This window comes from Thalassotalea crassostreae (assembly GCF_001831495.1).
Classification (GTDB): Bacteria; Pseudomonadota; Gammaproteobacteria; order Enterobacterales; family Alteromonadaceae; genus Thalassotalea_A; species Thalassotalea_A crassostreae.
Genome location: NZ_CP017689.1, coordinates 2,044,316 through 2,069,741 on the forward strand (window position 1 = coordinate 2,044,316; position 25,426 = coordinate 2,069,741).

Annotated in this window: 21 protein-coding genes; 10 read left to right on the forward strand and 11 right to left on the reverse strand. The window is 39.4% G+C overall.

All coding sequences use genetic code 11. The annotated features are described in order from the left end of the window. Positions 1 to 52 precede the first annotated feature (52 nt). From LT090_RS08860 to imuA, 4 genes are read right to left on the reverse strand one after another with little or no spacing between them, the layout of a single operon-like run. On the reverse strand, positions 53 to 466 hold the full coding sequence (locus tag LT090_RS08860; protein WP_068547679.1) for a hypothetical protein: 414 nt from the start codon (positions 464 to 466) through the stop codon (positions 53 to 55). Beyond that, positions 466 to 3,591: an error-prone DNA polymerase gene (locus tag LT090_RS08865; RefSeq protein ID WP_068547678.1), complete on the reverse strand. Its 3,126-nt coding sequence runs from the start codon at positions 3,589 to 3,591 to the stop codon at positions 466 to 468. The genes LT090_RS08860 and LT090_RS08865 overlap by 1 nt, the downstream gene beginning before the upstream one ends. Beyond that, entirely contained in the window at positions 3,591 to 5,075 is a 1,485-nt protein-coding gene (locus LT090_RS08870; RefSeq protein WP_068547677.1) for a Y-family DNA polymerase, read from the reverse strand. Before LT090_RS08870 ends, LT090_RS08865 begins: the two co-directional genes overlap by 1 nt. Then, a complete protein-coding gene (gene imuA / locus LT090_RS08875; protein WP_068547676.1) occupies positions 5,075 to 5,764 on the reverse strand; it encodes a translesion DNA synthesis-associated protein ImuA in 690 nt (229 codons plus the stop codon). Before imuA ends, LT090_RS08870 begins: the two co-directional genes overlap by 1 nt. Positions 5,765 to 5,912: 148 nt before the next feature. Between imuA and LT090_RS08880 the strand changes: the two genes are divergently transcribed. Further along, positions 5,913 to 6,608 carry an SOS response-associated peptidase family protein gene (locus LT090_RS08880; protein WP_068547675.1) on the forward strand — a complete coding sequence of 232 codons (696 nt, stop codon included), beginning with the start codon at positions 5,913 to 5,915 and terminating at the stop codon, positions 6,606 to 6,608. Between the two features lie 18 nt (positions 6,609 to 6,626). Here LT090_RS08880 and LT090_RS08885 read toward each other — a convergent pair whose 3' ends face one another. The 3 genes from LT090_RS08885 to aroG all read right to left on the reverse strand — a co-directional run bounded on the left by LT090_RS08885 (position 6,627) and on the right by aroG (position 9,048). Then, entirely contained in the window at positions 6,627 to 7,427 is an 801-nt protein-coding gene (locus LT090_RS08885; protein ID WP_157726658.1) for an SDR family NAD(P)-dependent oxidoreductase, read from the reverse strand. A 169-nt stretch (positions 7,428 to 7,596) separates the two neighbouring features. Next, positions 7,597 to 7,983, reverse strand: coding sequence for a DUF2750 domain-containing protein (locus tag LT090_RS08890; RefSeq protein WP_068547673.1), 387 nt, complete (start codon positions 7,981 to 7,983; stop codon positions 7,597 to 7,599). 9 nt (positions 7,984 to 7,992) lie between these two features. Continuing rightward, entirely contained in the window at positions 7,993 to 9,048 is a 1,056-nt protein-coding gene (aroG, locus tag LT090_RS08895) for a 3-deoxy-7-phosphoheptulonate synthase AroG (protein ID WP_068547672.1), read from the reverse strand. Between the two features lie 215 nt (positions 9,049 to 9,263). Here aroG and add point away from each other — a divergent pair, with 215 nt between their 5' ends. Further along, positions 9,264 to 10,268 (forward strand): adenosine deaminase, encoded by a 1,005-nt coding sequence (gene add, locus LT090_RS08900; RefSeq protein ID WP_068547671.1) that lies wholly within the window; start codon positions 9,264 to 9,266, stop codon positions 10,266 to 10,268. A gap of 54 nt (positions 10,269 to 10,322) precedes the next feature. Then, on the forward strand, positions 10,323 to 11,027 hold the full coding sequence (gene deoD / locus LT090_RS08905; protein ID WP_068547670.1) for a purine-nucleoside phosphorylase: 705 nt from the start codon (positions 10,323 to 10,325) through the stop codon (positions 11,025 to 11,027). A gap of 213 nt (positions 11,028 to 11,240) precedes the next feature. Here the strand turns inward: deoD and LT090_RS08910 are convergent, their stop codons facing one another. Next, positions 11,241 to 12,461, reverse strand: coding sequence for a phosphopentomutase (locus LT090_RS08910; protein ID WP_068547669.1), 1,221 nt, complete (start codon positions 12,459 to 12,461; stop codon positions 11,241 to 11,243). 184 nt (positions 12,462 to 12,645) lie between these two features. Between LT090_RS08910 and udk the strand changes: the two genes are divergently transcribed. The 6 genes from udk (at position 12,646) to LT090_RS08940 (ending at position 18,024) form a co-directional block, all read left to right on the forward strand. After that, complete coding sequence (gene udk / locus LT090_RS08915; RefSeq protein WP_068547695.1) at positions 12,646 to 13,278, forward strand: uridine kinase; 633 nt, start codon at positions 12,646 to 12,648, stop codon at positions 13,276 to 13,278. A gap of 41 nt (positions 13,279 to 13,319) precedes the next feature. Further along, on the forward strand, positions 13,320 to 14,570 hold the full coding sequence (locus tag LT090_RS08920; RefSeq protein WP_068547668.1) for a NupC/NupG family nucleoside CNT transporter: 1,251 nt from the start codon (positions 13,320 to 13,322) through the stop codon (positions 14,568 to 14,570). A gap of 73 nt (positions 14,571 to 14,643) precedes the next feature. Next, a complete protein-coding gene (gene deoC, locus LT090_RS08925; protein ID WP_089153041.1) occupies positions 14,644 to 15,405 on the forward strand; it encodes a deoxyribose-phosphate aldolase in 762 nt (253 codons plus the stop codon). 14 nt (positions 15,406 to 15,419) lie between these two features. Then, complete coding sequence (locus tag LT090_RS08930) at positions 15,420 to 16,004, forward strand: thymidine kinase (protein ID WP_068547666.1); 585 nt, start codon at positions 15,420 to 15,422, stop codon at positions 16,002 to 16,004. 84 nt (positions 16,005 to 16,088) lie between these two features. Next, on the forward strand, positions 16,089 to 17,540 hold the full coding sequence (locus LT090_RS08935; RefSeq protein ID WP_193408700.1) for an alkaline phosphatase: 1,452 nt from the start codon (positions 16,089 to 16,091) through the stop codon (positions 17,538 to 17,540). A 211-nt stretch (positions 17,541 to 17,751) separates the two neighbouring features. Beyond that, on the forward strand, positions 17,752 to 18,024 hold the full coding sequence (locus LT090_RS08940; protein WP_068547665.1) for a CBU_0592 family membrane protein: 273 nt from the start codon (positions 17,752 to 17,754) through the stop codon (positions 18,022 to 18,024). Positions 18,025 to 18,156: 132 nt separating this feature from the next. Here the strand turns inward: LT090_RS08940 and nhaA are convergent, their stop codons facing one another. The 3 genes from nhaA to LT090_RS08955 form a co-directional block, all read right to left on the reverse strand. Beyond that, on the reverse strand, positions 18,157 to 19,389 hold the full coding sequence (nhaA, locus tag LT090_RS08945; protein ID WP_068547664.1) for a Na+/H+ antiporter NhaA: 1,233 nt from the start codon (positions 19,387 to 19,389) through the stop codon (positions 18,157 to 18,159). Positions 19,390 to 19,480: 91 nt separating this feature from the next. Then, the gene (locus LT090_RS08950; protein WP_068547663.1) at positions 19,481 to 20,659 is read right to left on the reverse strand and encodes a cystathionine beta-lyase; all 1,179 of its coding nucleotides are present in this window, start codon (positions 20,657 to 20,659) and stop codon (positions 19,481 to 19,483) included. 154 nt (positions 20,660 to 20,813) lie between these two features. Further along, a complete protein-coding gene (locus LT090_RS08955) occupies positions 20,814 to 23,240 on the reverse strand; it encodes a DNA polymerase II (RefSeq protein ID WP_068547662.1) in 2,427 nt (808 codons plus the stop codon). 80 nt (positions 23,241 to 23,320) lie between these two features. Here LT090_RS08955 and dinG point away from each other — a divergent pair, with 80 nt between their 5' ends. Further along, positions 23,321 to 25,405: an ATP-dependent DNA helicase DinG gene (dinG, locus tag LT090_RS08960; RefSeq protein WP_068547661.1), complete on the forward strand. Its 2,085-nt coding sequence runs from the start codon at positions 23,321 to 23,323 to the stop codon at positions 25,403 to 25,405. The last annotated feature ends 21 nt before the right edge of the window (positions 25,406 to 25,426 follow it).

Here is a 25,426-nt window from a genome sequence, read left to right on the forward strand (position 1 = left end):
ATTATCGGTAAAGTTTACCTGAGAAACGTCAATAATACACTGATTGTCGTGGTTAAAATAGCACGGATATATCGTCAATTGTGCCAAGTGCACCGTTTGTTATAGCCTTTTCGCGCTCTTCTTCGGTCAAGATATTTACCAAAGGCGTTTTACGACGATAGCGCTTCATCTTGCCACTATTTTCCAATATCGCCCGTTTAAATAAATCAGGCTGATCGCTCACTTCAATAATTGATAACCAAGTAATGTATTCACCATAACCTATCTTTGCTGTTTCGCGCCTGTTTTCTAGGGTTTCCTTTACTTGTTCAATTAACTCAGGATTAGACAGCAACTTTTCAACGATTGCGGCATGTATTACCCAAACTTGTTTATCAATATAGTCATCTTTAATACTGCGTTTAGAGATTTTATATGATCTGTTTTTATGGCGAGACCTATGTTGTGATTGACGTTGTGAATTCATTAATGAAAATCTCTCGACTTGTGTTTAAATGACGACAACTCACTTAAATCAGTAAGTTTTCCTGCAATAATATGAGTGACTTGCCCTTCACGTTCCAAAATTCCTGTAACCTTTAAGATTTTGCCAGTTAAATAGGCTTGTTTTTGAGCTCTTGCGGTTGCAGACCAAACAATCACGTTGATATTGCCAGTATCGTCTTCTAAGGTAACAAAGGTTACTCCTGAAGCGGTACCAGGTGACTGTTTACCGGTGACAACACCCACAACGCTCACCACAGACTTGTGCTCTTTAGATGCAAGCTCTGTCATTCTAGTAAAACGGCCTAACTGTTTTGTTTGTTCCAACAACGTTATAGGATGCTTGTTTAAGGTTAATCCTAAGGCGGCGTAATCTTCGTTTAAGGTTTCCACTTCACTAGGCTCAAAAATATGTTTTGTCTTGTTACTGCTAGCATTGCTTAAAACATCGTCAGACACCGCTGCGGCAAAAAGTGGCAAATCATCGCTACTATTCATTATAGCCCAGCGACTGTTATAGCGATTACCAAGTAAGTCTTTTAACGCATCACTACTGGCAAGCAACTGCAAATCCCGATTATTAATGTTGAGGCGCTTAAGTTGAGTTATTTCCCTATAACCTTGCTCTGGGCGGTTATTAATCAGCATTTCTATTGCCGTTTTAGACATTCCTTTTACCAGGCGAAAGCCCAAACGAATAGCAAATCCTTCACTATTTTGTAACGCGTTACCATAATTGTTGTGATCGGACACTAAAATATGATCGGACATAGAATGATTGACACAAACTGGCAGCACTGTGATGCCATGACGCTTCGCATCTTGCACTAATTGTGAAGAAGAATAAAACCCCATCGGTTGGGCATTTAGTATCGAAGCATAAAACGCCGCTGGATAATAATGTTTCAACCAAGCTGATACATAGGCCAGTACCGCAAACGATGCAGAATGACTTTCTGGAAATCCGTATTCACCAAAACCACATATTTGCTCAAAGATACGCTCAGCGAAACTCTGTTCATAACCTCGACTGAGCATGCCATTAATTAACTTTTCTTTAAATTGCAGTAACTTACCATTCTTTTTCCAGCTTGCCATAGCGCGGCGTAATTGATCTGCCTCACCACCACTAAAGCCAGCGGCTACCATAGCTAACTTAATCACCTGCTCTTGAAAAATAGGCACTCCCATCGTCCGCTCAAGCACTTCTTTTACTTCCGCCGATGGATAGGTTATCGCTTCTTCACCGTTTCTTCGTTTTAAGAATGGGTGCACCATATCGCCTTGAATAGGACCAGGTCGAACAATGGCAATTTGAATAACTAAATCATAATACGTTGTCGGTCTTAAGCGCGGTAGCATACTCATTTGCGCTCTCGACTCTATTTGAAAGACCCCTACCGTATCGGCATTTTGTAGCATTTGATAAACCTGAACATCGTCCTTTTTACGAGTAATATCGGCAATGGTTAGTCTTTTTTGATAGTGCTTATCGAGTAAAGAAAAACACTTGCGTATAGCGGTTAACATGCCTAAAGCGAGCACATCGACCTTCAATAAACCAAGGGTTTCGATGTCGTCCTTATCCCACTGGATCACTGTTCGATTATCCATTGCCGCATTCTCTACCGGCACTAACTCATATAACGGCCCGGAAGAGATTATAAAACCGCCTACGTGCTGAGAAAGATGACGAGGAAATCCAAGAATTTCATTCACCAAAGTAATGAAGTTTTGTCCCTGCAATGATTCTGCCGATAAGCCTAGTTCGACAATCTGAGCTTGCCAGTTTAGCCCACGGTCTCGACGGTTAATATTTTTAATGAAGTATTCAAGCTGAGTAACGTTAATACCCAACGCTTTACCAACATCACGGATGGCGCTTTTTAAGCGATAACTTATGACGGTTGCCGCAATTGCTGTGCGCTCTCGCCCGTATTTTTGATAAATGTATTGAATCACCTCTTCACGACGCTCGTGTTCAAAGTCTACATCAATGTCTGGCGGCTCATTACGTTCTTTAGAGATAAAGCGTTCAAATAGTACCGATATCTGCCTTGGATCAACGGAAGTGATCTCTAGGCAATAACATACCACTGAATTAGCCGCAGAGCCTCGACCTTGGTATAAAATCTGCTCAGTTTTAGCAAACATAACCACATCATGTATGGTTAAGAAGTAATAGGCATAATCCAGCTCTTCAATTAAACAAAGCTCTTTATCAATAATTGCTTGAATGTGATCTGGGACACCATCAGGGAAGCGGAATTTACAGCCTTTATCAACCAGCAGCTTTAAATGCTCTATTGCCGACAAGCCATTGGGCACCAACTCTTGTGGATACTCATAGCGTAATTCAGACAACTTAAACTGACATTTCGAGGCTATCGCCATCGTTGTTTGTATTGCTGTTGGGTGAAACAGTTTATCTAACTTAGCCAGTGGTCTTAATGAGCGCTCGGCATTAGAGAGCAATACCCGCCCTAGTTTACTTACTTGAGTGTTATGCTTAATTGCCGTTAATGTATGTTGCAACTTTAGCCTTGATGGACAGTGCATCACAACCCCACCACAGGCGACAATATCAAGTTCTAATTGCTCAGCAAGACGCTGACAATGATGTTGATAATCATGATCCGTGGCGACTAATTGCCTTTGTAGTGCCAAATACAAACGTGACGAATGATGTTTGGCTAACCATTGTCCCCAGTGTAAATCTGTCGAATTTCCTTTTGGTAGCCAAAGCACGAAACAATGCTTTATCGACATTAAGTCCCATTCAGATAGCTGATATTGGCCTTTACTGCTACGGCGTCTAGCATTGGTGATCACTCGACATAACTCGGCATAAGCTTGCCGTGTCGGCGAGATTAGCAGTAACTGAAGCTCATCATTAAAATGAAACATGCTGCCGATGATCAGTTTAATATCAAGTTTGGCACTTTTGATTGCACTATAGGCCCTTACCACTCCTGCAACCGAGCACTCATCGGTAATGGCAATAGCGTGATAGCCATAGAACCTAGCTTGATGCACCAACTCTTCTGGTTGTGAAGCACCTTCTAAAAATGAAAAATTGCTCTGACAAAATAGTTCAGCGTAATACATTAACTAAATACCCCATGCAGAAACCACTCGCGCTCAGGGGTTTTGAAGATCCATAGCCAACGGCCATTTTGACTACGGGCAACAAAATAATCACGACAGATATAATTGTTATCCCACCAACCACTAACAATACGCTCTGGGCCGTGTTCAATACTGACAGACTCTACTAAAGGCTCCGGCTCTGGCAGCATTAACGAAGGTCGTAGCAAATTATTGTTTTCTCTATTTGGCTGAACAACCTTGTTATTGACGCTGTTGGTGTTGGCGTTAACGCTTATCTCTTTGCTTATTGAAAATGGTTGGCAATTATGACTGGCATATTCAGGACGGTGATCATTAACCACATTTATGCCTCGAACTTGCTCACTACCCAGCTTGGCTTGTAGCCTTGAAACAAGTTGTTTCGCCGATACCGCACCACGTTTTCCGCTAAATAAATCAGCTTTATCATAGTCATTATCAACCACCTTGCTCGCCGCAAGGCTGATTGCAATAATAGGTTCAGCTAATGTTAATGATGCTAATGTCAGTTGCGATAGTTCAAGCCATATTGGTGCTCTGTACTCCATTTGTGCCGATACAATCGCTAAGGTTTGTATTGGCTGTTCGCGAAAATGTAGTTGTATCTCGATTTGTCCTGCGCGTTTGTCACGCAAATAAAGAAAGCGTTCAAGTCGTATCAATAATTTAGTTAAAGGTGATTGCAGCCAATCTAAATTCGAGATCTCATACAATAAATCTAAATGCTGATTAAACTGCTCTGGAGGATGATAAAAATTAACCGTATGCTGTAATTGCCCACTCAAGCGGCCGACGTAGTTAACTAAATCGATATCAAAACGCTTGGCGATTTCAGTAAGAGGAAGCTTTAACAGCTGCTGAAACTGATTAACCCCAATACGTTTTAAGTTATCAATGGTTTTATTAGGCAGTTCACTTACCGTTAATGGCCGTTTATTGATTTGCAGTAAGAGCCAGTTGGCGTCATCGCTGACCTGATTTAGACCATCTTTTGCCAGTAAGGTCGCAGCATAAGGTGAATAAGCACAGGCGTACTGATAATCGACTGTCATCGACTTTAAATGCTGCTCAATGGTTTGCCAGTAATTTTCCAAACCACCATATAAGGTAAGCATATTACTGACTCGTAGTAATAAACCATTCGGCTCAATTGGGCATATATCGGCACTCACTAAGTACAGCCATTGAGCTATTTCAGTCAGCTTTTTCTTTTCTATCTCGATATCATAGGCATTCACTTGTAGTTGCTGACAAAGCGCTGCAGCACTACCAAGCCCCATACCGACTTTAATGCCCTGAAGCTTTGCTTGCTGATCAAGCTGACAAACGCGATTACTGCGCTTATCAACAATAATCAATGCCGGCATATCCAGCACAGTATCACCTTCCTGCTTCTGCTGCTGGACAAAGCCAGCATTTAATTGCAGTGTTGGGAAGTGTAAATAGAGCCATAGCGTGCTCATTACCCCACCTTTTTCTGCGGAAAAGGAATTAGATTACGATTACTCGCATAACAGGTAAGCAACGGCCAAGATTTTGCCATATTGATAATAAATTCATCGCTTGGCCAACCTTGTTTACGTTTATTTATTTTTGCCACAAGTCCGGTTTCTTGGGCGTTAAGAGTAATACTCAAATCAAATGGTAAAGACATTGATTCAGATTTTTCTTGGCGCATAATAAACTGACGGCTTTGCCCTGTATCGCAAGCAAGTTGTAAACGTTTTACTTGATGAATTGCTAATGCAGAGTCTTGCCACAATAAAACACTGCTACAGCTTCCGCTTTTTAAGCATTGCTCAGCAGTCCATAAGCCGTCATGAATGGTCTTAGGATAAATCACCAGCACTTTTTCACTTTCAACACCACTGCTTTGCAACATTTGCGCATTAATATTTCCTGGTGGATTAATAAACACGCACAATTGCTGCCCCTGCTGATGATCGGCAGCAAGTACTGGCATAAGTAAACGTAACTCGCCAATACCAATTGGCGAGCGAAGTTCTATCACCCCTTTTTCAGGAAAACCACCATCGAGTTGTCGATCAAGCTCTAAAAAACTAGACTTAATTTGTGCATGAATGTTAGATTTTTCATCAACACCATGCCAAAGCCATTGTTTATGCTTGAGTATTTCAATTAAATTGCTCATAATAAACACCTGTATATTTATACAGTATAATTATAATTAACTATTCTTGCAAGAACAGTTGCGATAATTATTGTAATAATAGTTATGAGAACTGCAGCCAAAATTGTCGTAAAAACTGAGCAATAGTGATACTAAAAGGAAAGAATTTATGTGTGGCCGTTTAAATATAATCGATGATCCATTTGTTCGATCACTGCTCATTGAGCTTGGTGTTGAAAGTCCTTTAGAAAACGTTCATTGGGGACGATTTAAACGAGCAACCGATACCCTATCGGTCGTCAGAGAATTTGATGGTAAACGCCAGCTTGAACAAGCAAATTGGTGGTTATTACAAGAAAGAACCGAGAATGGCTTTAAACCTTCAAAATACACCTCATTTAATACTCGCTACGATAAGCTAAATACACCACGTAGTGCCGGCTATAAAGCCTATCGGGAATCACGTTGCGTGATCCCAGTAAAAGGTTTTGGTGAAACTGAATTTATCAATAAGAAACCATTACATTATTATGATTTTACAACAGAAGATGGCCAAGCAATGGTGCTCGGAGGTCTAGTACGCCAGTGGTTTCATCCACAAACACAGCAAAGTATATCGAGCTGTTCGGTGATCACCTTGCCACCACATGAAAAACTAAAGCACATTCACTCAAAAGCAATGCCACTTATCTTGCCGCAACATGACAATACCATAGATATGTGGCTTGATAGCTCACTTACCAATACCCAAGTCTTTGATGATTTACTTAAACCGCATTTACCGCAATCACTTATCGCAACCCAAATAGATAAACCGTCGACTTATCATGCGATCAGTCAACCGATTGTGATAAATGCAGATTAATCGCTTAATCAAAAAGCGCTATTCTTTTAATAAAAAACCGCTCACAATGGCATAAAGCTTTCTTGGTAATATGCGAGAGCTTAGTACCAGTACTTTATTAGCAAGGCCAACCACTCTCGAAGAAGAGCCTTGTTCAAGTACTTTCACTGCTGCTTTTGCGACGATCATACTGTCCATCTTCGATAGATTTCTAAACCAATTATCTTTCTTAGATGCAACTTGCCAAAACGGTGTATCTATCGTACCAGGACACAAGGCTGAAACTTTGACCCCGGAGCCTGAAAGTTCAACATTTAATGCTTCGCTAAAATTTAACACAAATGCTTTTGTCGCTGCATAGGTTGTAAAATTCGGCGTTGGCTGAAAACCAACCATAGAAGCAACATTTAAAATACGACCTTGCTTATGCTCAAGCATTGACGGTAAAAACAAACGAGTAAGATGCACTAAGCTACGAATATTTAGGTTCAACATTTGCTCGTCTTGCTGCCAATCCATATCAGCAAATGGTCCTGTTTTTCCAAGACCTGCGTTATTCACTAACAAATCTAATGCTTTTCCTTTAGTTAATACGTTGTCTTGCACAAACTGAAAAACATCCTCTGCGGCTTCTTTTACTGCTAAATCCACCACGAGAATATTAATTGATACTTGGTGTTGTTCAGACAATTGCTGCTGTAATTGTATAAGCTTGTCTTCGCTTCTTGCGACTAAGATTAAGTGACAACCACTCGCAGCAAGCAAACGTGCAATATCTGCACCTAATCCCATTGAAGCCCCTGTGATTAATGCGGTTTTGTCTTTAAAGAAATTACTCAATATTGTTCCTTGTTTTTATTGTTATGAATTTTAATTATTTTTCTACAATGATTGTTTATCGATAGCTTTACAAAATAAAAGACACAATACCAAGGTATTGTGTCTTTGTTTACTAATTCAACTCTAATTAACTCTAGTTTTTACGAGCTACTAGTTTTTTCGCGCTACTCTAGTTTTTACGAGCAAGTTTGGCCAACTTCTTATCAAGTACTTGGTTAAACTCCCACGGGTAGAAAACTTGTCCTGTCAGCTCTGTAGTAGGAAAAATGATCAAACATAATTCATCTTCTTCCATACCCGGTAACCATTTAGTTTTAATGTCATCAAAACTAATTTGCAGAGGCTTACAGTGATCCCACTCTTGCGTTGCCCACAACGAAGCAGTTTCCTCTGTAGGCCAAAACGGTACAAAATCTTCTTCATCTTCGGTCAACATTACCGCGCCGTGTTCATCGGTTAAGATCCAAGCACTGCGTTCGCTCATCAGGTTTTGCATAAACAGCTCATAGCGCTGTTCGTCTGATAAATTTATACTATTTTTGTCAATGTTAACCATAGCTGCTTGTTACCCTTTCATGCGTTTCTTAGAAGCAGTGGCAAGCTTTTCTAATAAAACTTCAGTATCTTGCCAACCAATACAGGCATCGGTAATGCTTTGTCCGTATGTTTGAGCTTTATTATCGACTAAAGATTGGTTTCCTTCCACTAAATGGCTTTCTACCATCACACCAAATACTGACTTATTACCATTATCCATTTGTTGGCAAACATCGTCACACACTAACATTTGGTTTTCAAACTTCTTGTTTGAGTTAGCATGAGAGAAATCAATCATAATTTTTTGGTTAAGGTTTGAATCTTTTAACTGCTGAGTAATACGTTCAACATGTTCTTTTGAATAGTTTGGTTCTTTACCGCCACGCAAAATAATGTGGCAATCTGGGTTACCTTTAGTCTCTACAATGGCTGAGTGGCCTAATTTTGTAACTGATAGGAAATGATGTGGTGCACTGGCTGCGCCAATGGCATCTACCGCTACTTTAATGGTGCCATCTGTACCATTTTTAAAACCAACTGGACAAGATAAACCAGACGCTAATTCGCGGTGAACCTGTGACTCAGTAGTACGCGCGCCAATTGCGCCCCAACACATTAAATCAGCCATATACTGCGGAGTGATCATATCTAAATACTCACCAGCGGTTGGTAATCCCATATCATTTAAGTTTAATAACAGTTTACGACCAATACGCAAGCCTTCATTAATTTGGAAACTGCCATCTAAATGAGGATCGTTAATCAGACCTTTCCAACCAACCGTTGTACGTGGTTTTTCAAAATAAACACGCATAACAATTTCTAAGCTGTCCTTATACTTTTCACGCATTTTATTTAAACGTGAACCATATTCTAAGGCTGCTGTTGGATCGTGGATAGAACAAGGACCAATAACAACTAAAAGACGATCGTCTTTGTCGTTTAAAATATCACTTATTGCCTGACGTCCCTCAAACACAGTACGAGAAATTTTTTCAGTATTTCGATAGCGCTCTAATAACGCAATTGGTGGTAATAATTCTTTTAATTGATTAATTCTAACGTCGTCGGTTTGGTATAACATCTAAATCTCTTTTACTGGTGGGCTTTTAACATCAATTTAACAGTGTTTTGTGTCGATGCCAACAGCAAATATGAGTAAAAGCACTAATTAACAAATAAATTTAAAAAATAACTTAAAATCGCATCATTATTTGACAAAATTGACCTATATTTAAAGGCAGAAACTTAAACGTTTGTTTAAAAACCTGAATTAAAGCAGAGGTTAACACCAACTTTATGGTCCATGACAACATCCCTTTAGTCGATTTACATCGACACTTAGATGGTAATATTCGCCCAGATACTATTTGGCAGCTTGCTCAACAAAATGATATTGCTTTACCTGTTGATACCTTTGATGAGTTTATTCCTCATGTACAAATTCAAGATAGAGCAAGTGATTTATTGGAGTTTTTAGCAAAACTTGATTGGGGCGTTAATGTCCTTAAGTCCCTTGATGATGTATATCGCGTAGCTTATGAAAACGTGGAAGATTTGCATCTCGCAGGCATTGATTACGCAGAGCTGCGATTCTCTCCTTATTACATGGCAATGAAACATAACCTAAATACCAGCGAAGTGGTTGCCGCTGTAATTGATGGCGTCAGACAAGGCAGTCATGATTATTCAATTAAAACTAATCTGATTGGCATTATGTCTCGTACTTTTGGCCCTGAGCAATGTCTAAAAGAGCTCAATGCCCTGCTTGATCATAAAACCCATCTTTGTGCCATCGATTTAGCCGGTGATGAATTAAATCAAGGTGCGGAACTATTTGAACATCACTTCTCTTTAGTTAAACAAGCAGATTTACAAAGCACCATACATGCAGGTGAAGCAGCTGGCCCAGAAAGTGTTTGGAAAGCAATTCAACTGCTTAATGCTCAACGCATTGGCCATGGAGTTGCTAGTCATCAAGACCCAAAACTGATGGAGTACTTAGCGCAAAATAACATCACTATAGAAAGCTGCCTAACCTCTAATTATCAAACGGGTACGATTGCAGACATTCAAGAACACCCAATTCACACCTTTTTAGAACATGGCGTACGCGTTTGCTTGAATACTGACGACCCGGCAGTTGAAGGCATTGAGCTGCGACATGAATACGATATTGCACGAACTGTTCTTGGTCTTAGTAATGAACAACTAGGACAAATTCAACGTAACGGTTTAGATGCAGCTTTTCTATCAGAATCAGAAAAGCGCGCTTTACTCATTGAAAAATCGACTAACATTTAATTAGTACAGTGATTTTTAACACATTAATGAAAACATAAAATACAGGAAATAGTTATGGCAACTCCTCATATCGAAGCAAAACTTGGCGACATCGCAGAAACAGTCCTAATGCCAGGTGATCCGTTGCGTGCGAAATTCATCGCAGAAACCTTTTTAGAGAATGCCACGTGTTTTAATACCGTGCGTAACATGTTTGGCTTTACCGGCACATATAAAGGCAAACGCGTTACGGTAATGGGTTCTGGCATGGGCGTTCCATCTATTTCTATCTATGCAACAGAGCTATATAAAGATTACGGTGTTGAAAACATCATTAGAATTGGTAGCTGTGGTGCTATCAGTGAAGATGTAAATCTAATGGATGTTATCGTGGGTATGGGTGCAAGTACCGATTCAAACTGTAATAGAATGCGCTTTAATAACCATGACTTTGCTGCAATTGCTGATTTTGGATTATTGAAAAATGTTGTCGATGCCGCCGATAGATTAGGCAAAACGGTTAAAGTCGGTAATATTTTTACTGCCGATTTATTCTACACTCCACAACCTGATGTATTTGATTTGATGGAAAAACTTGGAGTCTTAGGCGTCGAAATGGAAGCTGCAGGCTTATATGGCGTTGCTGCAGAAATGGGCAAGAAAGCCTGTTGTGTATTAACTGTCAGTGATCATATTCGCCGCGGTGAAAGTCTATCGGCAGCAGATCGTCAAACATCATTTAGAGACATGATGGAAATAACTTTGGAATCAGTAGTTTAAACCTCGAATCTCGAACCTAAATAACTAGGGTCAGATCATAGTTTTTTGATCATGGCTTAATTGAACGTAGCTTATATGATCTTAGTTTATTTAGAACTTAACTATTTATAAATTGATATTCGGACCAGTCTATACCGGCCCGAATATTTTTTTGTCAGTAACTAGCTAAAACCTAGAGTAAAAGTTTGATCTGACCCTACTTATTTAGCCGTTTTATTTTAGCTGCAATTTATCTTTAAACGATGTGCCGTAATCCATTGGCTCTAATCCAAAGATATCTGCTAGCGTTTGACCAATATCAGCAAACGTAGACAGCTCACCTAAATCAATTGGCTTCATGTCTTGTTGGTAAACAAGCACCGGCACATACTCTCGAGTATGATCACTACCATGCCAGGTCGGATCACAGCCATGATCTGCGGTAAATATGACGATATCATCCGGTTGCAATTTTGCGCCTAAATCAGGTAAGCGAGAATCTAAATACTCCAGTGCTTTACCAAAACCAACAGGATCACGTCGATGACCATAATCCTGGTCAAAATTAACTAGGTTGGTAAATATCAAACTATTTGGTTGATGATTTAATAATTGCTCAACACTGGTATCAATTAGCGCTTCAAGCCCTGTTGCTTTGTATTTTTCAGAGATACCTTGATGGGCAAAAATATCGGCTATCTTGCCAATACTCACAACTTTACCACCAGCGTCACAAAGCTTATCAAGTAACGTAGGTGCCGGTGGTAAAATTGATAAATCTTTTCGATTACCGGTTCGAGTAAAGTTCTCAGGACTATCACCGACAAACGGTCTAGCAATGACTCGACCTATGTTTAAATCCATCTCGGTTAAAAGATCTCTCACTTGCTGACAATACTTGTATAGGTTGTCTAAACCAAAGGTTTCTTCATGTGCGGCAATTTGAAAAACACTATCGGCAGATGTATAACAAATGGGGATTCCTGTCTTCATATGTTCTTCACCGAGTTCGGCTAAAATCGTAGTACCTGAACCATGACAATTACCTAATGTGCCCTTTATCCCAGAAACTTGTTCAATTCGTTGTAAAAGCTCTTTTGAAAAAGAATTCTCTTTATCATGGAAGTAACCCCATTCGAACAACACTGGTACGCTCATCATTTCCCAATGGCCACTTGGCGTGTCTTTACCACTACTTATTTCGGCGGCATAACCAAATGCCCCACTTTCTGGTGCACAAGTATTCACTGCTGGCACCATTTTACCAGCCGCACTCGCTGCTTGAATAAGCCCAAGTTTGGAAAAGTTTGGCAGATCTAATTTGCGACCGGTTTCTTTATAAAACGATTCAGCTAAATTACCGAATGTATTGGCACCGATATCGCCAAATTTGTCCGCATCAGGAGCTGCTCCTAAACCAAAACCATCGATGACCATTATTAATGCTCTTGCCATGATTACTCGTTCCCATAATGTTGATTGTTGTTGTAATAACTGTAGTTTAAAAAAATGTAACTTTATTATAGTTTCTTTTACTAATTTGTACTGAATTTAGGAAATTATTAACATTAACTAGTTTTTAGTGAAAAATAGGCAATACTAATTTACAAGAGTCGTTTTTTTGGGATCCATTTTGTCGATAAATAAATTAACTATCATTGCTATTGTTGGTGCGTCCGCCTCTGGTAAGTCATTGTTTGCTCAAACCATTTACAATGAACTTAAAGACGAATTAGGCGCTGACAGTATGACTATTATTACTGAAGATTCTTATTACCGCTGCCAAGATCATTTACCGTTAGAAGAACGTGTTAAAACCAATTACGACCACCCTAAAGCATTCGAACACGAATTATTAGCCCATCATTTATTCCAGTTATCGGAAGGTAACGACATCGAAGTCCCTATATACGATTATGTTACTCACACTCGTTCAAGTGAGGTTGAAGTTGTAAGACCGTCGAAAGTGGTTCTTGTTGAGGGCATTTTATTACTTACTGATAAACAACTTAGAAATCGATTTGATATCAATATATTTATGGATACACCTTTAGATATCTGCTTAATACGTCGTATCAAACGAGATTTAGAAGAGCGTGGTCGCGATCTCGAATCGGTGACGCAACAATATCAAAAAACGGTACGACCTATGTACTACCAGTACATCGAACCGTCAAGAAATCATGCTGACATTGTGATCACAAAAGGTGGTCGTAATCGAATGGCACTAGAATTAATTAAAGCAAAAGTTCGCGAACTTGCGAACCAATAAACTAAACTAAACAGACTAAAACAAAAACCATAGGTGACTTAATGGACTTCAATACATTACGCGGCATTATTGGAATATTTCTTATCTTAGGTGTTGCATATTTAGCATGCTCGAATAAAAAGAGCATTAATTGGCGTACCGTTGGTGGTGCATTTGCGATACAAGTTTTATTGGCAGCATTGGTACTCTATAGTGATACCGGACGTATGGTGCTTGAAGGCATGTCTAGTGCAGTTGGCAATGTTATTGATTATTCTGCAGCAGGTATTAGCTTTTTATTCGGCGGTTTAGGCACTGATGCCATGTTTGCCAATGGCGTAGGTTTTGTTTTTGCCATTCGTGTATTACCAGTGATCGTATTCTTTTCCTCACTGATAGCCGTTCTATATTACCTAGGGATCATGGATAAAATAGTAAAATTCTTAGGTGGCGGATTAGCTAAACTATTAAAAACTTCAGATCCTGAGTCTCTTTCCGCAACAGCAAACATCTTTGTTGGCCAGACAGAAGCGCCCCTTGTAGTTCGTCCTTTCTTACCTTCAATGACTCGTTCAGAATTATTTGCGGTAATGGTTGGTGGCCTAGCTTCAGTTGCTGGTGCCGTGCTCGTTGGTTATGCCGGTATGGGTGTTGAACTTAAATATCTTATCGCGGCTAGCTTTATGGCAGCACCTGGCGGTTTACTAATGGCAAAATTCATCATGCCTGAAACTGACACACCGAAAAATGATATTGATGATATTCCAGAAGAAGAGCATGACGCAAAGCCTGCCAATGTGATTGATGCTGCCGCCGAAGGCGCGTCAAAAGGAATGATGCTTGCGTTAAATGTTGGCGCAATGTTGATGGCATTTGTTGCACTAATTGCATTATTAAATGGCATGATTGGCGGTATTGGTGGCTGGTTTGGCTATGAAGGTTTAACCCTACAAACTATTCTTGGCTATTTATTCCAACCTATTGCCTATATGTTAGGTGTTCCGTGGGGTGAAGCATTCCAAGCGGGTAGCTTATTAGGTCAAAAAGTTATCGTTAACGAATTCGTAGCTTACGCTGATTTTATTACCTTTAAAGATAGCTTAAGTGCTGGTACGCAAGCGATCATTACGTTTGCCTTGTGTGGTTTCGCTAACTTAGCATCGATAGCAATTTTATTAGGCGGTTTAGGAACATTAGCACCAAGTCGTCGCTCCGATATTGCGCAAATGGGTATGAAAGCCGTCTTTGCCGCTACGCTTGCCAACTTAATGAGTGCCGCAATTGCTGGTGTATTTATTTCACTAGCAGGATAATTAAACGTAATTAAAAGCCCGATCCTGTCGGGCTTTTTGCTATATAGAGGTTTATATGACAAATAATGCAACAGTGCAGCAATTACAATCCGTTGCTAAAGAAGCGATAAGTTGTATGGATTTAACCACACTAAATGATAATGACACCGATGAAATCGTTGCCAGTTTATGTGCCAAAGCGACTTCACCTGGCGGAAATACCGCTGCAATTTGTATTTATCCTCGTTTTATCCCCGCTGCCAAAAAACTGTTGCAAGGTAGCGGAATTAAAATAGCCACAGTAACAAACTTCCCCCATGGCAATGATGATATAGATATTGCATTTGCTGAAACTAAAGCGGCAGTAGCCTACGGCGCTGATGAAGTGGATGTCGTTTTCCCTTACCGTGCGTTTATCGCTGGTAATAATGATGTTGGTTATGAGCTAGTGAAAGCCTGCAAACAGGCCTGCCCAAGCAACGTACAGCTAAAGGTGATTATTGAAACCGGCGAGTTAAACGATGCTACGCTGATCCGCAAAGCCAGTGAAATTTGCATTAACGCAGGCGCAGATTTTATTAAAACTTCTACCGGTAAAGTGGCAGTAAATGCGACTACTGACGCAGCTAAAATTATGTTGGAAACGATTCGCGATCTAAATACCAATGTTGGCTTTAAACCAGCAGGTGGTGTTCGAACAACAGAAGATGCTAAAATATATCTTGATATGGCTAGGGATATTCTTGGTAATGATTGGCTAACACCTGAACGATTTAGGTTTGGCGCAAGTGGTTTACTGAACAATTTACTCGCTACATTAGGTCACGGCGAAATTAAACAAAGCTCGGGCTACTAACGCTAAGGAACACCGTGGCACAACTTTATTTCTATTACTCATCGATGAACGCGGGTAAATCAACATCACTATTGCAGTCTTCTTATAACTATATAGAACGAGGCATGAATACCTTGATTTTTACTGCAAAACTCGATGACCGATTTGAAACAGGGAAAGTTACTTCTCGAATAGGTATCGATAGTGATGCTCAGCTTTTTGATGAAAACACTAACCTATTCACTATCGTCAATGAACAAATTGTTAAGACGCCAATACACTGCGTGTTAATTGACGAATCTCAATTTCTAAGTAAGCAACAAGTATTACAACTTACCGATATAGTCGATAAACTCTCTATTCCGGTATTGGCGTTTGGCATTCGTACTGATTTTCTCGGCGAGACTTTCAGTGGCAGCGCGGCCCTTCTCGCTTGGGCTGATAAACTGGTAGAGCTTAAAACCGTTTGTCACTGCGGCCGTAAAGCTAATTTTATTATCCGCTTTGATGAAAACGGTAAAGCAGTAAATTCTGGCTCGCAAGTTCAAATAGGCGGCAATGATATGTATGAGTCCGTTTGCCGCAAGCATTTTAAAGCCCTAGTTTGGGACGCTAAATAGTTTTTTTCAGTTAAACATTATTGCCAAATAAAAACACCGTGGTAGTATCACTGCATTTTTAATCAATGACAATATCACCATTAAATGAATAAACTGATCTCACCTATTTTGGCCGTATTAACATTAGCTGTTATCACAACGTCTTGTTCTACTAATACCAATTTATCGTCTGCAAACAAATCAACAGAATTACCCAAAAATATCATCATGGTAGTTGCAGATGGTATGGGACCTGCATTTCCCACCGCCTATCGATATTATCACGACGATCCAATGACGCCTGCAGTTGAACATACCATCTTTGACGATATTTACGTTGGGTCGTCTAGTACTTATCCCAGCTCTAAAGGTTACATTTCAGACTCATTAACATCAGGTGCCGCACTTGCTGGTGGTGACAAGACACCGCTTTTGTTCGTTACCGACTCAGCTGCTAGCGCAACTGCATTAGCATCAGGCATCAAGACTTATAACGGCGCTATTGGCGTTGATAGTAACCAACAAGCTCACTTGACGGTGCTTGAGTGGGCAAAGATTAAAGGCAAGAAAACCGGTTTAGCGGTTACGTCGCAAATTGTACATGCAACCCCTGCTTCTTATTTAGCTAAGAATGAAAGCCGTCGTAACTATAATGCTATTGCTGATGACTTTTTCGATTTACGAGTTGACGGTCAATTTAAGGCTGATGTCATGCTAGGTGGCGGTAACAAGTACTTTAAACGTGACGATAGAGACTTAGTGGCTGAATTTCAACAGTCTGGTTTTCAATATATTGATCGTTATGAACAATTAGAAACGCTTGATAAAGATAAACCAGTATTAGGCCTGTTTGCTGACGTAGCGCTTACTCCACAAATAGATAGTAAACAGCCGAACCGACTTAAAACACTAACTACAGCGGCTATTAAGCAACTTGAAAATGACAAAGGATTCTTTCTTCTGTTAGAGGCTAGTCAAGTGGACTGGGGAGCTCACAGTAACGATATTGCTTATGCGATGGGCGAAATGGACGACTTAGCCGCTACCATGACAATGCTTAAGAGTTACGTCGATGCCAACCCAGATACGTTAGTGATCTTAACCGCCGATCATAACACTGGAGGCTTTAGTATTGGCAGTGAGGGGAAATACGAGTGGCGTCCAAATTTTATTCGCAATATAAAAACATCACCTGAAAAATTAGCATCTCTGTATGCCAACGGTAAAACCACAGCAGCGCAAATCGAACAGCAACTTGGTTTTATCCTGTCAAAATCAGAATTACAGCATTTTAATACCATTAAGATGATGGAAAAACAAAACGCTAAATCTAAAAGCTATACAGCTAAGCAGGAAACAAAAGAGCTAACCAAAGCGGTTTATAAGCATATTCTAGATATTATCAACAGCAAGAGTCATTCAGGTTGGACAACAAAGGGTCATACTGGCGTCGATGTTCCAGTCTACGCTTTTGGCTTAGGTAAAGAAGCATTTTATGGTTTTTCAGATAATACTGAAATTGCCTATAAAGTATTCCATTTGCTTGGCAAAGATTAGTACAGATACTAATATCGGCACCAGTAAAAGATAGCAATTACAATTCAACACAATTGTTATCTTGCCTATTTATTGAGCAAGTATACAATACCGTTTTTGTTTACTAGTTGTTAACAACAACTAATTTATAAACAACCAAATAACGGATTACATATCTCCAAGGAACTGAGCACCAACAGAAGTCTGCAGATGCAGAATAATAGGAGTTATAATGATTGCTGATATTATCGGTATGCTTGGCACGATCATGGTCGTAGCCGCTTTTTTTATGATACAAATGGACAAGCTCGATCCTAAAGGTTTGCAATACAATATCATTAATTTGATTGGTGCAATCTTGCTATTAATAAGCTTGTGTATCAATTTCAACCTAGCAAGTTTTGTTATTGAGATATTCTGGATAGCGGCATCTATTGTCGGGCTATGGAACTATTTTTCAAAAAGTAGAAACAAAGAACCGACCCAAGCTCAAGCAAAGCTGTAGTAATTCAATCAAAATTTCTGATGACTACTTTTGCTATTGAACCGCGTTACTAATACTAGTTACTCAAATTTAAAGTATAAAAAAGGCCAGTTAATTCTGGCCTTAGTGATTATACTCCAACGCTACGTGGAACTAGCTTTTTGCTACTTCTACATCTTGTTTATCCGCTGCCTGCTTTTTCGGTAAGTACATATTCAATACTAAATAACCGATAATACCGGATAACAATGAACCGACGATAATACCAAGACGTTCGTCAAATATTTTATTAACGCTTGATGCTTCAAAGGTGAGTGAACCAATAAATAAACTCATGGTAAAACCGATACCACAAAGCGCTGCAACGCCATATAATATTTTGAAGTTCATGCCTTTAGGTAACTCAGTATATTTTAGTTTAATCGCCAGCCAACAAAAACCAAAGACCCCTATTTGCTTACCGATTAATAACCCCATTGCGATACCAATCGGAACAGGATGTAACACCTCTTCGATACCGATGCCAACAAAGCTAATACCAGCATTAGCAAAGGCGAATACAGGAAGAACAAAAAACGCCACCACTGAATGGAGATCATGCTCTAACGATTTTAAAGGAGAATAACCTGGTTTTACCACCGATTTTAACGGTATAAACAGAGCCACTAATACGCCCGACAATGTCGCATGCACACCGGATTTTAGCATTGCAGTCCACATTATCATGCCAACTAACATATACATACTGCGGGCTTCGACGTTGTACTTGTTCATCAAAAATAAAATTGGTACACAGGCAGCTACTACAAAAAGCCCTACCGTTGAAATCTCTGCCGTATAAAACGCAGCTATGATCAATATTGCGCCGATATCATCAAAAATCGCTAGAGACGTTAAGAATATCTTCAATGAGGTTGGTACTCGACTACCTAGCAGTGTCAACACACCAAGTGCAAATGCAATATCAGTCGCCGCAGGGATAGCCCAACCATTTATCGCATCTGGATTGTCATAGTTGAAATAAACATAAACTAACGCAGGTACTAACATGCCGCCAATTGCGCCAACTCCAGGAAGAATGATATTACGCTTATCGGCAAGTTCACCTTCAACCAATTCACGCTTTAATTCAAGGCCGACTAGGAAGAAAAATACCGCCATCAAGCCATCGTTTATCCACAATAATAGTGGCTTTGCTACTTCTAATGGTCCCACTCGAACTTCTACTGGAGTATCGAGGATCAAGTCGTAAATTGGTTTTAATCCGGTATTGGCAAATACTAATGCTAATACTGCTGCTAGCATCAAAATAATTCCGCCAGCGCTTTCTAATTTAAAAAAACTACTAATAAAGCTTTCTTGTTCTATTTGTGTCTGTGTTTGCATGTCACTCTCTAATTAGGAAAAAATAAAGCATTACCATTAAAGTATTTCTGCAATACTTTGACGATAAAACTTTAACAATAAATCTTTGCTATTATAACTTTGAATTTAGACGTTCGAAACCTTGTTCAAGATCTTCTATCAAATCATTTACGTCTTCTAGGCCAATATGCAAGCGTATGACGACATCGCCCGCCTGCCAGTTCCCGTAATTTCGCTCTCGGTGTAAATTTTCATAGGATAATACTAATGACTCAAACCCGCCCCAAGAAAAACCCATCTTAAAATGGTGCATACCATCTAAAAATGCCGTTAACGCTGACGGGTTACTATTGTTTAATACAAATGAAAACAGTCCATTTGAGCCGTTAAAATCACGTTCAAAATATTCGTGTCCTGCACAAGATTCAAACGCGGGATGTAATATTTGTTTCACTTCTTTGCGATTACTCAACCAATTAGCAACCGTCATCGCACTTTCTTGATGTTGCTTTAATCTAACTCCTAAGGTTCGAATACCTCTTAACGCCAAACTAATATCATCAGCTGACGCGCATTGCCCCAAAAGATAAGATTTTTCTCGCAATATCGGCCAACTCTTCTCATTGGCCGTTGCTGTACCTAGCATTACATCTGAATGGCCACCAATATATTTTGTAGCAGCTTGCACCGAAACATCAACGCCAAGTTCAAACGGTTGCAACAACACTCCAGCACCCCAGGTATTATCTAAAATCACAGTAATATCTGAATTGCTAGCCTTCGCTACCTCACAAATTCCAGGTATATCTTGCACTTCCATCGTAATAGAGCCAGGTGACTCGGTAAAAATCACTTTGGTATTATCTTGAATCAAGTTAGCAATACCCTTGCCTATCATTGGGTCGTAGTAAGTTACTTCGACACCAAAGGAAGCTAAGACTTTGTCACAAAAGTCTCGCGTTGGGCCATAAACAGAATCAACCATCAACAAGTGATCGCCAGTTTTTAAAAATGCTAACAACGAAGCAGTAATTGCTGCTGTGCCGCATGGATAGACATAACACCCTGCACCGCCTTCTATTTCATTCATCGCTTGTTGAAATGCGAACGTAGTTGTTGTGCCTCGGCGACCATAAAATAAGTGCTTTTCTCCGCGCTTTCGAGTTGCATCTTTCATTTCTGCAACATTATCAAAAAGCACAGTGGATGCTCGTTGTAAGACAGGATTAACAGTTCCTTGAGTAAATTTTTTGTCTCTACCTGCGTTAACAAATTTAGTGTCTTTAGTCATGGTTTGCTCTAATGGTTATTTTAATCATGTTTAATTTACGTTAAGAATAATAGTTATACCGTGAAATCCTTGAAAAGACAGCATTTTTTAATATCAAATACGAGTAACATTTAAACCTTTGGTTTTATATTACATGTGATCAGGCACAGGTTTGTTAGAACAATTGCATTTGTTCATCTGTAATATCGCTAAAACTCTTACCAATAAACGGCAAGATCCCATCTGCAACAGCGCCCAGTTGTCTTTCAATATATATCGGATAATCAATATGATCTCGCACATGCTCTACTGTTTGTGGGCCATTTACTGTCAATATGTATTCTATCCAACCTCTATTTTGATATCGAAGTGGTTTATTAAGTTGTGCATTTATAGCGTCTGCATCTCTTGCAGCTTTAACATGTGGTGGTACATTCTTTTCATAATCACTCAATTTACGTCGTATACGTTTGCGATAAACTAGCTTGTCATCCATTTCGCCATTTAGTGTTTTTTTAACAATATCAAGTATATAATCATCAACAGGCTCTCCTTTAAACACTTTCAAATACAGCGTTTGTTGGAACTCTTTGGCCAGTATTGTCCAATCTGTTCGAACACTTTCTAAGCCTTTGAAAATAAGTTTTTCTTGTTTATCTCTACCTACAATACCTGCATAGCGCTTCTTAGTACCAATATCCTGTCCACGTACTGTTGGCATCAGAAATTGATGAAAGTGAGTTTCAAATTCGATCTCTAGAGCGGAGTCGATGGCATAATTTTCATTTAACTCTTTATCCATTTTGTTGTTGATAAAGTTCATTAACTCGACACCAATCTCTTGGCTTTCTCTGTCAGACTTATCTTCACCAATACTGACAAATATCGAGTCGGTATCACCATAGATAACGCGATAACCTAAGCCTTCAATCCAGTCTTTGGTTTGATTTAATAATTGATGAGAACGTTTAGTAATCGACCCTGACAGTCGAGGGTCGAAAAATCGACAACCGGTTGAACCTAGTACGCCATAGAAAGAATTCATAATGATCTTAATTGCTTGTGACAACGCGCTATTTTTCTGCTTTTTAGCTTTATCACGTTCTTGCCAAAGCTGCTCGATAATATCTGGTAAGAAATGTTTGCTACGAGAGAACCACGCGCCATCAAACCCAGGGATAGGTTGATCGCTTGTTGCGCTATAGGTAACGACATTTTCGTTAAGTTCTAATCCTTGCTCATTTGCTTGTAATAGCCCTTCTATCAAGCCCATTGGGTCGATATTAAAACTTCGAATAATACTGGGATACAGGCTTTTGAAATCCAGTACCAATACATTTTTATACAATCCAGGTATAGAGTCCATCACGTATCCACCTGGAGACACTAAATCACTCTCACCATCGCCCATATTAGGTGCTACGTAGCCTGCTCTATGCAATTTAGGCAAATAAAGATTGGTAAATGCGGCGACACTACCGCCTATTCGGTCCAACTCTAATCCAGTTAATTGTGAGCGCAAAATTGCAAAGTCTAACAACAGTGTTTTTTCAAACACTAACCAAACCAATCGACAATCTTCAAGGTTATAACCGGCTAAGGCTTGCTTCTCATATAAAAACTTACGGGTGATCTCAGCGACTCGATTATCAACGTCCTCAATGTCTTTACCGATCCCAAGTATTGCTTGAGCAACATATTCAAGAGAGAAACTAGGAAAGCTATACGTTGCAGATCTTAATAAATCGATGCCGTCCAGCACGACACGGCCGGCGATATGAATAAAGTTTTGCTCTGAGCGGTTGTTTTTGCGCCAATATGGCGCACTTCCATCTCGACCAATGGCAAATTTTATATTGTTTAAATCACAGCGTTTTTGCAGCAATTTAAAATCAAAGTTAATAACATTCCAGCCAATAATGATATCGGGGTCATTCTTGTTTAACCAACTAATAAAATTAAGCAGCAAATCGTATTCGTCTTCAACCCATTGTATGTAGTCTTTACAATGAGCTTCTGGCTCGCCAATCATAAAAACCTTTGACACGTCGTCGCTATAAGCTCCTATGGAATACAATTCACCATCAAACGAACATTCAATATCGATGGAAAGCATGGTTAACTTTGGCGTGTAATTTACTTTTCTGACCTTGTTTGTATAAACTTGTCGATAACCCTGTTTTTGATTGCTGTGGCCTAAGAACTCCATCGAGCCAGTGATAAAACGTTCCATAATAAAACGATCATCGGGTCGAATATCATCTTCATAACACTTAATTGAATTAGATTTTAAAAGATCTCTTGCTTGATAAAACTTAGTAAGGCTATTGAAATAAAATCCACTGACCGGTTTACCCATAAAGCTAGTCAGTGTTAGACTTTTACTTTGTAAAAATAATTGATTGTCGATCAACAAAGCTTTTGCTTTTTCGACAAAATATTCTTCAACGAAGAACACAGCTAATTCATTATCAATCAGTAACTTAACAGGACCTTCTGGACTTTTTAACCAATAGCAAAGTTGGATACCTTTCGCAGTATCTCTGACCTGTCTGGTTAATATAAAGCCTTGTTGTAATTGATTTGCCACTGTTTGAGACATTTTAGTCGTAATCGCTGAAAAACCTGTTAATATATACAGCAGTATATGTAAACTAGCGCGTTAATGGAACCCGAAAAATCATGTTAGGTGAAAAAACCAAGGAACTTATTCGTAAGGCTTATAAACAGATAGGTGAAAACCTTGAAAATTTCACTCCGCGCAAGCAACAAGCGTTTTTAATAGCAGAAATTGCTAAAACCTTATCGGGTGAATATTCAAAAGAAAAGAAACATATCGTTATCGAAGCTGGCACAGGTACAGGCAAATCACTGGCCTACTGTTTAGGTGCAATACCACTTGCTAAATCTCGTCAGAAGAAAGTTCTGATCTCAACAGCTACCGTTGCTTTACAAGAACAATTATTTGATAAAGACTTACCCTTCTTATTAAAAAATTCCGGTTTAGACTTTGATTATTGTCTAGTTAAAGGCAGACAACGCTATGTCTGTAAAATTCGTTTAGATCTAGCATGCAGTACCGATGAAGATCCAAATCAAGTACCGTTATTTACCGAAAAACCTAACGTTGAAGATATACGCTTGCTTAACTCGTTAAAGGAAGACTTGAAATCAGGAAAGTGGCATGGTGACCGAGATTCATGGCCAACACCGATCCCTGATCATATTTGGCAACACATTCAAAGCGATAAACATAGTTGTTTAAAACATTTATCAGAACATACTAATTGTCCATTTCATCTTTCACGAGAAGCGATGGATAACGCCGATGTTCTAGTGATTAACCACTCATTGTTACTTGCTGATCTTGAATTAGGTGGCGGTAAAATACTGTCTGATCCAGAAGATAGTATCTACATAATCGATGAAGCTCATCATTTACCACAAATAACTCGTGATCATTCATCAGCAATGGCAACAGTTAAAGGGGCAAGCGATTGGTTAACTAAAATCGCCGGCACAAGTGATAAAATCAGTAAGATTTGCACATCTGATAGAACCATTTCACCTGCATTAAAACTTGCTGATACCACTCAAGAAATCACTGCCGATATGCAAAAAGTTTTTCAGTATATTAGTGCTAATCAGCAGGTTTATTTCGTTGACGAGAAACAACACCGATTTACTAACGGTATCGTACCTAAAGAATTAAAAAATCTTGCGGAAGATATCGCTAGTGCCAGTAAAAAAGCATCGAGTGAACTCAATAAGCTTTATAATCTGTTGATGGAAGCGGTTAAAGATGGCGACGTCCAAATAGCAAAAGCAGAGCCTTTGCTAGCCGAGGCAGGCTTTGAACTACAGCGCTTAGAAAACCTAGAAAAAACTTATGCAATGTTTGCTAAGAGTGATTCAGAAAAAGCTGCCCCGCTTGCCCGTTGGATCGAAAAAACTTCAGGTAAGCGAGAAGACTTTATGGTTTGCGCTTCACCAATAGAAGTTGGTTTTACTCTTGAAGATAATCTATGGAGCAAGTGTGAAGGAGCCGTACTATGTTCAGCAACCCTTTGTGCCCTGAACTCTTTTGAACACTTTAAGAACCAAGCTGGACTTGGCGCTAATGACGGAACTCAGTACCAAAAACTTGATTCACCATTTAACTATCAAGAAAATGCGGTATTAAACATACCTAAAATGGACTTTGAGCCTAATGTCAGTGATAAGTTTACCGATGAGCTCATTAAAAAGTTACCTTCACTGTTGCGAGAGAAACAAGCAAACCTTGTACTCTTTTCTTCTTATTGGCAAATGGAAACCGTTGCAGAAGCTCTGAGAAAACAAGATAAGTACAAAGCAATATTAGTGCAAGGTGAAAAGTCTCGTCAACAAATTATCGAAACCCATAAAAAACGCTGTAATAACGATGAAACCAGTATTGTGTTTGGTAGCCAAAGTTTCTCTGAAGGACTTGATTTACCAGGCAAGTACCTAACCAACCTAATCATTACTAAATTACCTTTTTCAGTACCAACCTCGCCGGTCGATCAAGCACAAGCTGAGTACATCAAGTTAAAAGGTGGTAATCCATTTATGTTGTTGTCGGTTCCTGATGCGTCAAAAAAGCTTATCCAAGCCTGTGGCCGCCTTTTACGAAATGAAAAGGACACTGGCATGATCACTATATTAGATAGACGCTTGGTATCGAAAAGATACGGTAAAGATTTGATAGATTCATTGCCGCCATTCAAAAGAAACATTCAGTACTAACATGGTTTTGAGTAATACGTA